The sequence below is a fragment of the Pseudomonas sp. 2725 genome (genome assembly GCF_050434585.1).
GTDB classification, from domain to species: Bacteria; Pseudomonadota; Gammaproteobacteria; order Pseudomonadales; family Pseudomonadaceae; genus Aquipseudomonas; species Aquipseudomonas jessenii.
The window spans coordinates 570,155-584,719 of the sequence record NZ_JBNDIV010000003.1; the positions used below are offsets into that span (position 1 = coordinate 570,155).

Below are 14,565 nucleotides of genomic sequence, written 5' to 3' on the forward strand. Positions count from 1 at the left end.
GAAGTGCCGGCAGACCATAGCGCGAGCAATGTGCCAACGACAATCGCAACCGAGAAAATCTTTGGCCTCAAGCGCCCCAGATCAAGGCTTCCGTCCACCCCAGTTCGGCAAAATCCTCGGCCCGCAAGTGCGACTCACCGGCGCAGAAAAACTCGTCGAGTTGCGGTGGCTGGACCGAGGTGCCGCTGAGCATGGCGTGAATCTGGCCGCGGTGATGGATCTGGTGTTCAAACAAATGGGACAGCAGGCGCAAGCGACTGTCGTGTTGCGGGGTGTCGCGGGCGATGGTCACGATTTTGCCCAGGTCGGCGTCGCGCATCTGCTCGCAGTAGGCGATCAACCGGCGGTCGACGTGGGCCTGTTCGCCAACCAGATCCATTGCCATGAGGCAGGGTTCGTCTTCCTTGAAAAACACGCGGCAATCGGGATGCGGATCGTCGCCGCGCAGTTCGCGCTCCAGGGCGTCTACATAAAACCAGTCACAGGTGAGGATGTGGTTGAGGGTGGCGCGGATCGTGGGGAAAAAGCTGACCCGGGATGCGCTCAGTTCCTGCGGGCTCAACTGTCGCCAGGCCTTGGCCAGTCGGTGATTGGCCCAGGCGTTCTGATAGGCCATGGTCAGCAAATGGTGTGACAGGGGCTGATTCATGTTCGCTGCTCCCGATCAAATCCCGATCAAACTTCGGCAAACCGCTGCAGTTGCATTTCCTGCAATCGACTGAGGGTGCGGCGGAACGGAAATTCCAGATAACCCTCGGTGTAAAGCGATGCCATTGGCACTTGCGCTTCAAGGTACAGCGGCACCTTGCGGTCGTAGCACTCGTCCACCAGGGCAATGAACCGTCGCACACCATCGTCATGCACCGACAACTGCGGCAACTCGCGATCTCCCGCCTCCACCCGCTCGACACCGTCCTCGGTGCCGCGGGCAATGCGCCCTGCGCGTTTCTGTGCGCTGAGGTTGGGCACGTCACTCAACAGGATAGCGCCGTAGGTATCGCACAGGGCGATGAAATCCATGGCCGCGAAGGGTTGCTCGCACAGCGCGGCGTAACGGGTCCAGAGCACCGTCGGGCTGGCCTTGACCACCTCAAGGGAACGGTGACCGACCTTGACCGGCTCGATCGATACTGACTGGCCGACGCTCAACAACTGGAACACTTCACCCAGCGCGCAGGGGTTACCGGGCTCGGCCACCCAATAACGTTGCAAACCGGCCCCCGGATGCAGGCGATGGTCTTCCCCGCCATCCACCGCAATCACCTGCATGTGCTGCTTGATCGCCGCGATGGCGGGCATGAAACGGTCGCGATTGAAGCCATCGGCGTACAACTGGTCCGGCGGCAGATTGGACGTGCAGACCACCACCACGCCCTGTTCGAACATCACCTGGAACAGGCGCCCGAGAATGATCGCGTCGCCGATGTCATTGACGAACAGTTCGTCGAAACACAGCACGCGAACCTCTTCAGCCAATTCACGGGCCAACGCCTTGAGCGGATCGGCAGTGCCGGTCAGTTGAAACGAGCGTTGGTGCACCCAGCCCATGAAGTGGTGAAAGTGCTGGCGCCGCGCCGGTACTCGCAGGCTTTGGTAGAACTGGTCCATCAACCAGGTCTTGCCCCGCCCCACCGGCCCCCACAGGTACACGCCGGAAATGGGCGCGCGGCCTGCGTGCAACGCTTCGTGGCACTTTTGCAGCGCCCACACCGCATGTTCCTGGGCCTCGTCCTGGACGAAGCCCTTTTGTTCGATGGCATGCTGCCAGGCGCTTAAAGGGGAATCGATAGTCATGGGCGGCAGTATGCCATTGTGTATGGATAACGCGACCGGTGATCGGCAGTTTTGTGCTGACAGGAAAAGCCCCTTGACGCTTTAGATTACCAGCATCATATTTAATAGATGTTTTATATAATCTATTAAACCTTGTCGCCATCCCTCTGGAGTCATCCCATGCATTACAAAGTTTTCGGTCGTAAAACCGGCTTGCGTGTTTCCGAACTGGCGCTGGGCGCGGGTAATTTCGGTACCGGTTGGGGCCATGGCGCCGAGCGTGACGAAGCCAAACGGATTTTTGATGGTTATCTGGAAGCCGGTGGCAATTTCATCGATACCGCCAATGGCTATCAGGGCGGGCAGTCCGAGACCATGCTCAGCGAATTCATCGCCGCAGAACGGGATCGCCTGGTCATCGCCACCAAATACACCCTCGGGACTACACCGGCAGCCGGCATTTCCCACACTGGCAACAGCCGCAAGAACATGGTGCGCGCCGTCGAAGAAAGCCTGAAACGGCTGAAGACCGAGCATATCGACCTGTTCTGGGCGCACATGAGCGACGGCGTCACGCCCATGGAAGAGATCCTGCGCGGCTTCGACGATCTGGTCAGTGCCGGCAAGATTCATTACGCCGGGCTTTCGAACTTCCCCGCCTGGCGCATCGCCCGCGCCGACCTGCTGGCCGAGGTACGCGGTTTTGCGCCGATTGCCGCGATCCAGGTCGAGTACAGCCTTGCCGAACGCACCGCCGAGCGTGAACAACTACCAATGGCCGAAGCCCTGGGCCTGGCCGCGACCTTGTGATCGCCGCTGGGTGGCGGCTTCCTGACCGGTAAGTACCGCAACAGTGAGGGCGACAACCGTGCGAACAAGCTCGGCGTGCTGATCCACGCCGAAAAAAGCGCCCGCGAAACCGCCCTGCTCGACACCTTGATCGATGTCGCCGCAGAACTGGACGCCAGCCCTACCCACGTAGCCATCGCCTGGCTGCGGGAAAAAGCCAGACGCTCGACCACGGCGCTGATTCCGATCCTCGGTTCCCGGACCCGTGAGCAGCTGGATGCGACGTTGGGCGCGCTGAATGTGCAGTTGAGCAGCGAACAACTGGCACGACTGGATGGCGTCAGTGACGTGGACAAAGGCGTGCCGCACGAATCCATTTCCGGTTCGTTCGCACGGTTCAGCGGTGGTCAGATCCTCGACCTGCCAATCATTCCGGTGGCCTGACACAAATCAAAACTTTGGGAGCGAGCTTGCTCGCGATGAGGGCGGAACATTCAACATCCATGTCGGCTGATCGACCGCCATCGCGAGCAAGCTCGCTCCCACAGGGTCAGGCGTATTACTTATCGACCTTATGCCTTGCCGCATACAGACACAGCATCTCCATCGCCAGCGTCGCCGCCGCCAGTGAGGTGATCTCCGCGCTGTCATAGGCCGGTGCCACTTCCACCACGTCCATGCCCACCAGATTGATCCCGCGCAAACCGCCGAGAATCTCCAGCGCCTGCACCGTGCTCAAGCCGCCGCATACAGGTGTTCCGGTGCCCGGAGCGAATGCCGGATCGAGACAGTCGATGTCGAAGGTCAGGTACACCGGGTTGTCGCCGACCCGGGCGCGAATCGCCTCGACGATCGCCTCGCAGCCACGGCGGTGCACCTGCCGTGCGTCGAGCACCTGAAAGCCCTGATGATCATCGTTGGTGGTGCGCAAGCCGATTTGTACCGAGCGCGACGGGTCCACCAGCCCTTCCCTGGCCGCGTGCCAGAACATGGTGCCATGGTCGATGCGCTTGCCCTCTTCGTCCGGCCAGGTGTCGCTGTGGGCGTCGAAGTGGATCAGCGACAATGCCCCGTGCTTTCGCGCATGGGCCTTGAGCAGCGGGTAAGTAATGAAGTGATCGCCGCCAAAGGTCAGCATCGCGCTGCCCGCATTGAGGATGTGCTCGGCGTGGGCTTCGATCATTTCGGGCGTCGATTGCGGCGAACCATAGTCGAAATCGCAATCGCCGTAGTCGATGACTGCCAGATGATCAAACGGGTCAAACGTCCACGGCCAGTGCCGTTCCCAGGCGATCCCGGCCGAGGCGGCGCGAATGCCCCGGGGCCCGAAGCGTGCGCCGGGGCGGTTGCTGGTGGCCGTGTCGAACGGCACGCCACTGACGGCCACATCAACACCACGCAAGTCACGACTGTAACGGCGACGCATGAAACTGGTGATACCGGCGTAGGTACTTTCAGCGGCCGTGCCATAAAGGCTGTCACGGGTAAGGGCTTGATCGTTCTGCATCGGGACGTCCATTGAAGGCTCCTTCTTTTATAGTTATTGGCGGCTACGGAAAGTGGTCCACAAGCGCGTGCGCAGGCGCATGTCCTTGAGGTTCATGCTGCGGTCGGCGTACAGCCGTTCGCGCACGTCGGCCAGCGGGTAGATGTCCGGATCGGTGCGCACCGCTTCATCCACCAGCGGCGTGGCGGCCTGGTTCGCCGTGGCGAAGAACAAGGTGTTGGTCAGTGCCGCAACGGACTCGGGGCGCAACATGAATTCGATAAAGGCGCGGGCGGCTTCGGGGTGCGGCGCGTCCTTGGGAATCGCCAGGTTGTCCTGCCACACGAGGGTGCCTTCCCTGGGAATCCGGTAGGCAATTTCATAGGGCTTATTGGCTTTGCGTGCCTGGTCGGCGGCCATGCTCGCGTCACCGTTGTAGGTCAACGCCATGCACACGCTGCCATTGGCCAGGTCGCTGATCTGCCGCCCGGTGGCGACGTACAGCACGTTCGGCTGTAGCTGATGCAGCAACGCCTCGGCGGCTGACAGATCATTCCTGTCCGTGCTGTAGGGATCTTTACCCAGGTAATGCAGCGCCAGTCCGATCACCTCCTGGGGCGAGTCGAGAATGGCGATGCCGCAGTCCTTCAACTTGCTCGCGTACTCGGGTTTGAACAGCAGGTCCAGGCTATTGAGCGGCACGTCCGGCAAGCGCTGCTTGATCGCCTCGACGTTCATGCCCAATCCCAGCGTGCCCCAGGTATAAGGCACGCCATAGCGGTTGCCGGGATCGACAGCGGCGAGTTTTTCCAGCAAGTCCGGATCGAGATTGGCGTAACCCTTGAGTCCTTCGTGGGGAATCGGTTTCAACGCCCCGGCTGCAAGCCCCCGGGCCAGCACACTGGAGGACGGCACCACCACGTCATAACCGCTGCCGCCGGTGAGCAGCTTGGTCTCCAGTACTTCCGAAGAATCGAAGGTGTCGTAGCGCACATGGATGCCGGTTTCCTGCTCGAACCGCTGCAGGGTTTCGGGGGCCACGTAATCGGCCCAACTGTACAGATTGACCACCTTGTCTTCGGCCTGGGCCGAAACAGCCACGGCGAGCAACAGCGCGGGTAAACACAGCTTGAACATGGGAGCCATGACGAACACCTGACCAGAGGAAGTGGTTGCAGGATGCGTCGTCGGATACATTGGTAAAATATCAAGTTAATTAACCTGACTTTATGACGGAGTAATGTTTGATGCTCGGCCAACTCCATGATCTGGACCTGCAATTGCTGCGTCTGTTTGTCAGCGTGGTGGAGTGCGGCGGTTTCAGTGCCGCACAGGGTGAGCTGGGGTTGAGCCAGTCGAGCATCAGCCAGCAAATGGCCAAGCTGGAAACCCGCCTTGGCTATCGCCTGTGCAGCCGCGGCAAGGGCGGATTCAAGGTCACCGCCAAGGGCGAACAACTCCTCAGCGCCACACGCCCCCTGTTCGAATCCATCGAAGCCTTCCGTCATCAATCCAACGGCGTGGCCGGGCGCTTGATCGGTGAAGTGCGCCTGGGTCTGTCCGAAGCCCTGGATCAATCGGTGCTGCAACGGGTGGCCGAGGCGATCCGGCGCTTCCGTGAGCGGGACGAGTCAGTGCGCATCGAACTGATCAGCGCCATGCCCGGCGAAATGGAGCGCTTGCTACTGCAACAGCGGCTGGACCTGGCGATCGGCTATTTCTCGCAAGTGCAAAGCGCGTTTGACTACCGCCAATTGTTCATTGAAACCCAGCATCTGTATTGCGCCCCCGGCCATCCGCTGTTCACCAACCCGGCCCCCTGCGATCAGGATCTGCAGGCCAGCGACCGGGTCGATCACCCCTACCGTTTCCTGCGCAGTGACGAACCCTTCCAGGGCAAGCTGTGTTCGGCGCGCTCGGAACAAGTCGAAGGCACCCTCGCCTTTATCCTTTCCGGCAAGCATGTCGGTTATTTGCCCAGCCACTTCGCCCATGCCTGGGAAAACAAGGGTTTGCTCAGGGCCGTGCGTCGAGGCGACATGAGTTTCGATGTCGCGTTTCATCTGGCCCGGCACCGGGCGCAAGTGGCCGGCGATGCACAAAAGGCATTCGAAGAGGATCTGCTCGCGGCGTTTGCCTGACTACGTCGTGGTCTACGCTGTAACAATGCCGGACACTGCCATGCAAAAATGCACAGATAACCTGCACTTATCCGGGTTGTACAAGGCAAATTTGCACTGATACGATCCGCCATCGCTCGCGCGCGAGCATCTTGATAAAGAACAATAAAAGCAGGGAGTTAGTGATGACTGCTCAGGTTTTTTCTCCCGGGACTCAGTCCATGGATGCCATGCAAAACGAAGTGCTGGCCGAGGTTCGCAACCACATTGGTCACCTGACCCTCAACCGCCCCGCCGGCCTCAATGCCCTCACCCTGGACATGGTGCGCAACCTGCACTGCCAGCTCGACGCCTGGGCCCAGGATTCGCAAGTCCATGCCGTGGTCTTGCGCGGTGCCGGGGAAAAAGCCTTCTGCGCCGGCGGCGACATTCGCTCGCTGCATGACAGTTTCAAAAGCGGCGACACCCTGCACGAAGATTTCTTTGTCGAGGAATACGCCCTCGACCTCGCGATCCACCACTACCGCAAACCGGTGCTGGCCCTGATGGACGGTTTTGTCCTCGGCGGCGGCATGGGACTGGTGCAAGGCGCAGACCTGCGCGTGGTCACAGAGAAAAGCCGCCTGGCAATGCCGGAAGTCGGCATCGGTTATTTCCCGGACGTCGGCGGCAGTTACTTCCTGTCGCGCATCCCCGGTGAACTGGGGATTTACCTCGGCGTCAGCGGCGTGCAGATTCGCGCCGCCGATGCGCTGTATTGCGGCCTGGCCGACTGGTACCTGGAAAGCGGCAAGCTTGGCGTCCTGGACGAAAAACTCGACCAGCTCGAATGGCACGATACGCCGCTCAAGGACCTGCAAGGCCTGCTGGCGAAATTCGCCGTGCAGCAACTGCCCGATGCGCCACTGGCGACTTTGCGCCCGGCCATCGACCACTTCTTCGCCCAACCCGATGTGCCGAGTATTGTGGAGCAACTACGCCAGGTAACGGTCGCCGACAGCCATGAGTGGGCCGTCACCACCGCCGACCTGCTGGAAACCCGCTCGCCGCTGGCCATGGCCGTGACCCTGGAAATGCTCCGTCGCGGACGCGAGCTGCCCCTTGAACAATGTTTCGCCCTTGAGCTGCACCTGGACCGTCAGTGGTTCGAGCGCGGCGACCTGATCGAAGGCGTGCGCGCCTTGCTGATCGACAAAGACAAGACACCACGCTGGAACCCGCCCACCCTCCAGGCACTGGACGCCGAACACGTGGCGAGCTTCTTCAGCGAGTTTGACCGGAGCGAGAGCTGAGCCATGCACGATATCGAATTGAGTGAAGAACAAGTCATGATCCGCGACATGGCCCGGGATTTTGCCCGCGGCGAAATCGCGCCCCATGCCCAGGCCTGGGAAAAGGCCGGCTGGATCGATGACGGTCTGGTGGCGAAAATGGGCGAACTGGGCTTGCTGGGCATGGTGGTCCCAGAGGAATGGGGCGGCACCTATGTCGACTATGTGGCCTATGCACTGGCGGTAGAAGAAATTTCCGCCGGCGACGGTGCTACCGGCGCCTTCATGAGCATCCACAACTCCGTGGGGTGCGGGCCGGTGCTCAACTACGGCAGCGAAGAACAGAAGCAGACCTGGCTGGCGGACCTTGCCAGCGGCCAGGTCATCGGCTGTTTCTGCCTGACCGAACCCCAGGCCGGTTCCGAGGCGCACAACCTGCGCACCCGCGCCGAACTGCGCGACGGCCAGTGGGTGATCAATGGCGCCAAACAATTCGTCAGCAACGGCAAGCGCGCCAAACTGGCGATTGTGTTTGCCGTCACCGATCCGGACCTGGGCAAACGTGGCATCTCGGCGTTCCTGGTACCGACCGACACCGCCGGTTTTATCGTCGACCGTACCGAACACAAGATGGGCATCCGTGCTTCCGACACCTGCGCGGTGACCCTGAACAACTGCACCATCCCCGAAGCCAATTTGCTGGGCGAACGCGGCAAGGGCCTGGCCATCGCCTTGTCCAACCTCGAAGGCGGCCGCATCGGCATCGCCGCCCAGGCACTGGGCATCGCCCGCGCAGCGTTTGAAGCGGCACTGGCTTATTCCCGTGATCGTGTGCAGTTTGGCAAAACGATCAATGAACACCAGAGCATCGCCAACCTGCTGGCCGACATGCACATGCAGTTGAACGCCGCGCGACTGATGATCCTGCATGCCGCACGCCTGCGCACGGCCGGCAAACCCTGTCTGTCGGAGGCGTCACAAGCCAAGCTGTTTGCGTCGGAAATGGCGGAAAAGGTCTGCTCGTCCGCGATTCAGATTCATGGCGGCTACGGGTATCTGGAAGACTATCCGGTGGAGAAGTACTACCGGGATGCGCGGATCACGCAGATCTACGAAGGGTCGAGCGAAATTCAGCGGATGGTGATTGCCCGCGAGCTGAAGAACTACTTGATTTGATGCCCTGTACCTGTAGGAGCGAGCTCGCTCGCGATGGTGGCCAACGATAACGCGGGGCACCTGAATCAACCCGGTGCCCTCAGGTTTTTCGCGAGCAGGCTCGCCCCTACAAGAGGATCTCATAAATGCTGAGGTCCAATGTGGGAGCGGGCTTGCTCGCGAAAGCGTCCGAAAGGTGACTACATCACTTGCCTTGGAACTCAGCCTCACGCTTGGCAATGAACGCCGCCATCCCTTCCTTCTGATCCTGCGTCGCAAACGCCGCATGGAACACCCGACGCTCAAAGCGCACGCCTTCGGCCAGGCTCACTTCGAAAGCACGGTTGACGCTTTCCTTGACCATCATCGCAATCGGCAACGATTTTTTAGCGATCAACGCGGCGACTTTCAGCGCTTCATCCAGCAGCTCATCGCTCGGCACGATACGCGCCACGATGCCGCAACGTTCCGCTTCCACGGCATCGATCAAGCGGCCGCTCAGGCACATTTCCATGGCCTTGGCCTTGCCCACGGCGCGGGTCAGGCGTTGGGTGCCGCCCATGCCCGGCAACACGCCGAGGTTGATTTCCGGCTGGCCGAATCTGGCGTTGTCACCGGCCAGGATGAAATCGCACATCAACGCCAACTCACAGCCGCCGCCCAGGGCGAAACCGTTGACCGCCGCGATGATCGGCTTGCGGCGGTTGGCTACGCGGTCGCTGTCGCTGAACAGGTCGTCGATGTAGATCTGCGGGTAGGTCAGCTCCGCCATTTCCTTGATGTCGGCACCGGCGGCGAAGGCTTTTTTCGAACCGGTCAGGACGATACAGCCGATGTTCGAGTCAGCCTCGAAACCATCAAGGGCCTGGTTCAGTTCGCTGACGATCTGCGCATTCAGCGCATTCAGCGCTTGTGGACGGTTGAGGGTGATCAGGCCAACGCGGCCGTGGGTTTCCAGCAAAATCGTTTCGTAGCTCACAGGGGACTCCTTCTTATAAATTGCGCGAAATGACCATGCGTTGAATATCGCTGGTGCCTTCGTAGATCTGGCAGACCCGTACGTCGCGGTAGATCCGCTCCACCGGGAAGTCGTTGAGGTAACCGTAACCGCCCAGGGTTTGCAGCGCCGAGGAGCATACCTTCTCGGCCATTTCCGAGGCGAACAACTTGGCCATCGACGCTTCGACCAGGGCCGGTTTGCCACTGTCACGCAGAGCGGCGGCGTAGTGCACCATTTGCCGCGCCACGGCGATCTGGGTCGCCATGTCCGCCAGGCGGAAGGCCACGGCCTGGTGCTCGATGATCGGCTTGCCGAAGCTCTCGCGCTCACGGGCGTAATCGCGCGCCGCTTCGAACGCGGCACGGGCCATGCCCACCGATTGCGAAGCGATGCCGACGCGGCCACCTTCAAGGTTGGCCAGGGCAATTCTGTAGCCTTCGCCCTCCTCGCCCAAGCGATTGGCCAGCGGCACCTTCACGTCTTCGAAGAGGATCTGGCAGGTGTCGGACGCATGCTGGCCGAGTTTGTCTTCAACCCGCGCGACTTTGTAGCCCGGCGAATCGGTCGGCACTATAAAGGCGCTGATGCCACGTTTGCCGGCACTCGGATCGGTCACCGCAAACACGATCACCACCCCGGCATTCTGCCCGGAGGTGATGAACTGCTTGCAGCCGTTGAGCACATAATGATCGCCTTCCAGGCGCGCACGGGTTTTCAGGCCGCTGGCGTCGGAACCGGCCTGGGGCTCGGTCAGCGCAAAGGCACCGAGCATCGCACCGCTGGCCAGCGGTTTGAGGAAGCGCTCTTTCTGCTCATCGGTGCCGTAGTTGAGGATCGGTACGCAACCCACGGAGTTGTGCACGCTCATGATGGTCGAGCAGGCGCCATCGCCGGCGGCGATTTCTTCCAGCGCCATGGCATAGGCCAGGTACCCGGTGTCGCATCCGCCCCACTGCTCCGGCACCAGCATGCCGAAGAAGCCCAGCCCGGCCATTTCGCCGATGGCTTCCTTGGGAAAACGGTGCTCGCGGTCCCACTCGGCAGCGAAGGGCTTCAGCCGTTCCTGGGCAAAGTCCCGGGCCATGTCGCGGATCTGTTGTTGGTCGTCATTGGGGATCATGGTGAATCCTTAAATCTGGTTACGACGCAGAACCCTGTGGGAGCGGGCTTGCTCGCGAAGTGGCCGTGTCAGTCGACATCATCGTCGGATGACACACCGCTTTCGCGAGCAAGCCCGCTCCCACATGGGATAGCGTCAGTTTCAGTAGAGGCATTCCACGGCCATGGCCGTCGCTTCACCGCCGCCGATACAAATCGCCGCAACACCACGCTTCAAGCCTTTCTGGCGCAGGGCCGAAAGCAGGGTCACCAGAATCCGCGCACCGGACGCACCGATCGGGTGCCCGAGGGCGCAAGCACCGCCATGCACGTTGAGTTTCTCGTGAGGGATTTCCAGATGAGTCATCGCGGCCATGCCGACCACGGCGAAGGCTTCGTTGACTTCCACCAGATCCACGTCATTGAGCGACCAGCCGGTTTTCTTCATCAACTTCTTGATTGCACCAATCGGTGCCACCGGGAACAGGCCCGGGGTGTCGGCGAACGCAGCGTGGCCATGAATCACCGCCAAGGGTTTCAGGCCTTGTTTCTGTGCCTGGGACTGGCGCATCAGCACCAGCGCGGCGGCACCGTCGGAGATCGAACTGGAGTTCGCTGCCGTCACCGTACCGCCTTCGCGGAACGCCGGCTTCAGCGAAGCAATCTTGTCCAGCCTGGCCTTTGGCGGCTGCTCGTCGTTGCTGATCACCACCTGCTCTTTGCCGACCGTCACAGTCAGCGGCACGATTTCGGCCTTGAAGCTGCCGTCCTTGATCGCCTGTTGCGCGCGAGTGGTCGAGGCAATGGCAAACGCGTCCTGGGCTTCACGGCTGAAGCTGTTGGTTTCGGCGCAGTCTTCGGCGAAGGTGCCCATCAGGCGGCCCTTGTCGTAGGCGTCTTCGAGGCCGTCCAGGAACATCGAGTCCTGCACCCGACCATGGCCCATGCGGTATCCGGCACGGGCGCGATCCAGCAGGTAAGGCGCGTTGGACATGCTTTCCATGCCACCGGCAACCACCACGTCGGCGCTGCCCGCCAGCAGCATGTCATGGGCCAGAATCGCCGCTTCCATGCCGGAGCCGCACATCTTGTTCAGGGTGGTGCAGCGGGTCGATTTATCCAGCCCCGCACCCAGCGCCGCCTGACGCGCAGGGGCCTGGCCAAGGCCTGCCGGCAGCACGCAGCCGAACAGCACTTCGTCGACGCTATCACTGGCAACACCGGCACGTTCGACGGCGGCCTTGATGGCGGCCGCACCGAGTTGCGGTGCGGTCAGGCTTTTCAGTTCGCCCTGGAAACCGCCCATCGGGGTGCGGACGGCGCTGACGATAACAATTGGATCGTTGGACATTGTCATGACAAATCCTCCTTACTTGGCGGCCATGCGCAAGGCACCGTCGAGACGGATCACCTCGCCATTGAGCATGCTGTTTTCAATAATATGCTTGACCAGCCCGGCATACTCGCCCGGTTTGCCAAAACGCGGCGGGAATGGCACGCCAGCGGCCAGGGAATCGCGGACTTCCTGGGTCATGCCGGCCATCATCGGCGTCTCGAAGATGCCGGGGGCGATCGTCATGACACGGATGCCGAAGCGCGCCAGCTCACGGGCCGCCGGCAAGGTCAGGCTGACAATCGCGCCCTTGGACGCCGAGTAAGCCGCCTGGCCGATCTGGCCGTCGTAAGCCGCGGCAGACGCCGTGTTGATGATCACGCCGCGCTCGCCATCGGCATCCGCTTCGGTCTCGGCAATCGCCGCGGCCGCAAGGCGCAGCATGTTGAAGCTGCCGATCAGGTTGACGTTGATCACCTGGCTGAAACTGGCCAGTGCATGCGGACCTGTCTTGCCGAGAATCTTCTCGCCACGCACGATGCCGGCGCAATTGACCAGGCCATTGAGGCCACCAAAGGCCTTGACCGTCGCCTGCACGGCAGTTTCGGCCGCTGCTTCGTTGCTGATGTCCGCCACCACGCTTTGTGCACCAAGGCGCTGGGCCTGGGCTGCAACGGCTTCGGCGTTCATGTCCACCAGCATCACTTTGGCGCCGGCGGCGACCAGCACCTCGGCGGTGGCGGCACCGAGGCCGGAAGCGCCACCGGTGACGATAAAAATCTTGTTCTGGATCTGCATCATTAATTCCCTGGATTCAAGCTGGAAGGTTCTTCGCCGCGGCCTCTTGAGCCTTGGCGATTTCCTGGTTGCGCAAGATAAAGCGCTGCAATTTGCCGCTGGGGGTTTTCGGCAATTCGCTGACAAATTCGATTTCACGGGGATACGAGTGCGCCGCCAGACGCTTGCGCACGTGCTGGCGCAGCTCTTCGGCCAACTCGGAGGCGGCGCGGTATTGCGGGCTGAGCACGACGAACGCCTTGACCAGTTCGGTGCGCTCCGGATCGGGCTTGCCGACCACGGCGGCCTCGACCACGGCCGGGTGTTCGATCAGCGCACTTTCCACGTCGAAGGGACCTACCCGGTAGCCGGAGGTGGTGATCACGTCATCACTGCGACCGACGAAGCTGATGCTGCCGTCCGGGTTCCACTCCACGGTGTCGCCACTCAAGTAGTAGTTGCCGACAAAGGCCTTGGTCGGCCCGCCTTCGTAGCCGGCGAACCAGCACATCGGCGACTGGCTGCGGTCGATAGCCAGGATGCCCGGCTGCCCAACGCCGAGTTCCTTGTACTCGTCATCCAGCACCACAATGCGGTGGCCCGGCGAGGCAAAACCGGCGGCGCCCATGTGAATCGGGTGCTCCAGGCCGTGGTGGTTGCACAGCACCATGCCCAGTTCGGTCTGGCCGTAGTGGTCGTGGATGACCACGTCGAGGTTATCGGCGAACCAGCGGATCACTTCCGGGTTCAGCGGCTCGCCGGCGCTGCTGACGATACGCAGCTTGCCCTTGATCGACTTGGCGAATTCATCGCCGCCGGCAATCAGCAAGCGGTAGGCCGTGGGCGAACCGGTGAGGTTGGTGATCCCGTATTTGTTGATCACCCGGCAGGTGCTTTCGAGGGTGAACGGGCCATCGTAAAAGGTGATCGGATGGCCCATGGACATTGGCCCCGTGACACCGAAATAAATGCCGTAGGCCCAGCCCGGGTCGGCGACGTTCCAGAAGGCGTCTTCCGGGCGCAGATCCACCGCATCGCGGGTGTAGCTCTGGAACGCTACGATGGCCTTGAGCGGCACCGACAGCGCTTTCGACGGGCCGGTGGTGCCCGAGGTGAACATCAGCAGGAACGGATCTTCGCCGGTCAGCAGCACCGGTTCACAGTCGGCGGAATAGTTGGCCAGTTCGGCCCAGAAACTGAAATCGCCATGCACCAGGCCCTGCCCTTTGGCACCGGTGACAGTCACGATGGTCGGGCAATCGGCGACTTCGGCGAGTTTCGGCCGGTTCACTGCATCGGTCACCACCACTTTGGCGCCAGAGCTGCCCAGGCGGTGCTCGATGGCCTTGGGGCCGAATGCGGTAAACAGCGGTTGATACACTGCGCCGATGCGCCAGGTGGCGAACACGGTGATCAACAGTTCGATATTGCGGGGCAACAGGCCGGCGACCTTGTCGCCTTTCTTCACGCCCTGGGCCAGCAGGTAGTTGGCGAAACGCGCGGCCTTGTCCTGCAAGTCGGTGAAGGTGTACGAAGCACCAGTACCATCGCGTCCTTCCCAGAACAGCGCGATGCGACCCGGAAAGGCATGCCGGTCACAGCATTCGACACAGGCGTTGAGGGCCGTCAAGTCGCCCGCGAGCGCGGCATCGACGGTGTGCTGATAATTGAACTGAGAAGTAGCAGACAAGTAATCGCGCATTGCCAGAATCCCACTGTGTTTTTTATTAGGTTGGGGGGAACCGTAATCAACAGGGAAATAC

At 61.4% G+C, this 14,565-nt stretch carries 12 protein-coding genes and 2 pseudogenes; 5 read left to right on the forward strand and 9 right to left on the reverse strand.

Annotated features, from left to right (window positions below; translation table 11 throughout):
• Window positions 1-67: 67 nt before the first annotated feature.
• Together ABIE16_RS10400 and zapE are read right to left on the reverse strand one after the other, a co-directional pair.
• Complete coding sequence (locus tag ABIE16_RS10400; protein WP_429521065.1) at window positions 68-649, reverse strand: DinB family protein; 582 nt, start codon at window positions 647-649, stop codon at window positions 68-70.
• Between the two features lie 26 nt (window positions 650-675).
• Window positions 676-1,794 carry a cell division protein ZapE gene (zapE, locus tag ABIE16_RS10405; RefSeq protein ID WP_407515527.1) on the reverse strand — a complete coding sequence of 373 codons (1,119 nt, stop codon included), beginning with the start codon at window positions 1,792-1,794 and terminating at the stop codon, window positions 676-678.
• Window positions 1,795-1,953: 159 nt separating this feature from the next.
• On the opposite strand from zapE, the pseudogene ABIE16_RS10410 reads away from it, so the two are divergent.
• A pseudogene (locus tag ABIE16_RS10410) lies at window positions 1,954-3,006 on the forward strand (aldo/keto reductase).
• A gap of 115 nt (window positions 3,007-3,121) precedes the next feature.
• Here ABIE16_RS10410 and speB read toward each other — a convergent pair.
• Both speB and ABIE16_RS10420 read right to left on the reverse strand, forming a co-directional pair.
• Window positions 3,122-4,081, reverse strand: coding sequence for an agmatinase (gene speB, locus ABIE16_RS10415; protein ID WP_090455377.1), 960 nt, complete (start codon window positions 4,079-4,081; stop codon window positions 3,122-3,124).
• 21 nt (window positions 4,082-4,102) lie between these two features.
• Window positions 4,103-5,194 carry a polyamine ABC transporter substrate-binding protein gene (locus ABIE16_RS10420; protein WP_429521066.1) on the reverse strand — a complete coding sequence of 364 codons (1,092 nt, stop codon included), beginning with the start codon at window positions 5,192-5,194 and terminating at the stop codon, window positions 4,103-4,105.
• Window positions 5,195-5,295: 101 nt separating this feature from the next.
• Between ABIE16_RS10420 and ABIE16_RS10425 the strand changes: the two genes are divergently transcribed.
• The 4 genes and pseudogenes from ABIE16_RS10425 to ABIE16_RS10440 all read left to right on the forward strand — a co-directional run.
• Window positions 5,296-6,189 carry a LysR family transcriptional regulator gene (locus tag ABIE16_RS10425; RefSeq protein WP_429521067.1) on the forward strand — a complete coding sequence of 298 codons (894 nt, stop codon included), beginning with the start codon at window positions 5,296-5,298 and terminating at the stop codon, window positions 6,187-6,189.
• Between the two features lie 164 nt (window positions 6,190-6,353).
• Window positions 6,354-7,460, forward strand: a complete 1,107-nt coding sequence (locus ABIE16_RS10430) for an enoyl-CoA hydratase/isomerase family protein (protein ID WP_429521068.1) — start codon at window positions 6,354-6,356, stop codon at window positions 7,458-7,460.
• 3 nt (window positions 7,461-7,463) lie between these two features.
• Window positions 7,464-8,615: an acyl-CoA dehydrogenase family protein gene (locus ABIE16_RS10435; protein ID WP_090455384.1), complete on the forward strand. Its 1,152-nt coding sequence runs from the start codon at window positions 7,464-7,466 to the stop codon at window positions 8,613-8,615.
• A gap of 33 nt (window positions 8,616-8,648) precedes the next feature.
• Window positions 8,649-8,726, forward strand: a pseudogene (locus ABIE16_RS10440) (outer membrane lipoprotein carrier protein LolA); the annotation flags it as partial.
• A 73-nt stretch (window positions 8,727-8,799) separates the two neighbouring features.
• On the opposite strand, the gene ABIE16_RS10445 reads toward ABIE16_RS10440, so the two are convergent.
• The 5 genes from ABIE16_RS10445 to ABIE16_RS10465 form a co-directional block, all read right to left on the reverse strand.
• Window positions 8,800-9,573: an enoyl-CoA hydratase gene (locus ABIE16_RS10445; protein WP_057714717.1), complete on the reverse strand. Its 774-nt coding sequence runs from the start codon at window positions 9,571-9,573 to the stop codon at window positions 8,800-8,802.
• A gap of 13 nt (window positions 9,574-9,586) precedes the next feature.
• Complete coding sequence (locus tag ABIE16_RS10450) at window positions 9,587-10,714, reverse strand: acyl-CoA dehydrogenase (RefSeq protein WP_057714716.1); 1,128 nt, start codon at window positions 10,712-10,714, stop codon at window positions 9,587-9,589.
• Window positions 10,715-10,855: 141 nt separating this feature from the next.
• A complete protein-coding gene (locus ABIE16_RS10455; protein ID WP_090455388.1) occupies window positions 10,856-12,049 on the reverse strand; it encodes an acetyl-CoA C-acyltransferase in 1,194 nt (397 codons plus the stop codon).
• A 12-nt stretch (window positions 12,050-12,061) separates the two neighbouring features.
• A complete protein-coding gene (locus ABIE16_RS10460; RefSeq protein WP_429521069.1) occupies window positions 12,062-12,823 on the reverse strand; it encodes an SDR family NAD(P)-dependent oxidoreductase in 762 nt (253 codons plus the stop codon).
• A gap of 16 nt (window positions 12,824-12,839) precedes the next feature.
• Window positions 12,840-14,504 (reverse strand): AMP-binding protein, encoded by a 1,665-nt coding sequence (locus ABIE16_RS10465; RefSeq protein WP_429521070.1) that lies wholly within the window; start codon window positions 14,502-14,504, stop codon window positions 12,840-12,842.
• Window positions 14,505-14,565 lie beyond the last annotated feature (61 nt).

Bases quoted from the DNA above. Each gene is read 5' to 3' on its own strand.
- ABIE16_RS10400 (WP_429521065.1), bottom strand. From the start codon at position 649: ATGAATCAGCCCCTGTCACACCATTTGCTGACCATGGCCTATCAGAAC.
- ABIE16_RS10460 (WP_429521069.1), bottom strand. From the start codon at position 12,823: ATGCAGATCCAGAACAAGATTTTTATCGTCACCGGTGGCGCTTCCGGC.
- ABIE16_RS10435 (WP_090455384.1), top strand. From the start codon at position 7,464: ATGCACGATATCGAATTGAGTGAAGAACAAGTCATGATCCGCGACATG.
- ABIE16_RS10455 (WP_090455388.1), bottom strand. From the start codon at position 12,049: ATGACAATGTCCAACGATCCAATTGTTATCGTCAGCGCCGTCCGCACC.
- ABIE16_RS10420 (WP_429521066.1), bottom strand. From the start codon at position 5,194: ATGGCTCCCATGTTCAAGCTGTGTTTACCCGCGCTGTTGCTCGCCGTG.
- ABIE16_RS10465 (WP_429521070.1), bottom strand. From the start codon at position 14,504: ATGCGCGATTACTTGTCTGCTACTTCTCAGTTCAATTATCAGCACACC.
- speB (WP_090455377.1), bottom strand. From the start codon at position 4,081: ATGGACGTCCCGATGCAGAACGATCAAGCCCTTACCCGTGACAGCCTT.
- ABIE16_RS10430 (WP_429521068.1), top strand. From the start codon at position 6,354: ATGACTGCTCAGGTTTTTTCTCCCGGGACTCAGTCCATGGATGCCATG.
- ABIE16_RS10425 (WP_429521067.1), top strand. From the start codon at position 5,296: ATGCTCGGCCAACTCCATGATCTGGACCTGCAATTGCTGCGTCTGTTT.
- ABIE16_RS10450 (WP_057714716.1), bottom strand. From the start codon at position 10,714: ATGATCCCCAATGACGACCAACAACAGATCCGCGACATGGCCCGGGAC.
- zapE (WP_407515527.1), bottom strand. From the start codon at position 1,794: ATGACTATCGATTCCCCTTTAAGCGCCTGGCAGCATGCCATCGAACAA.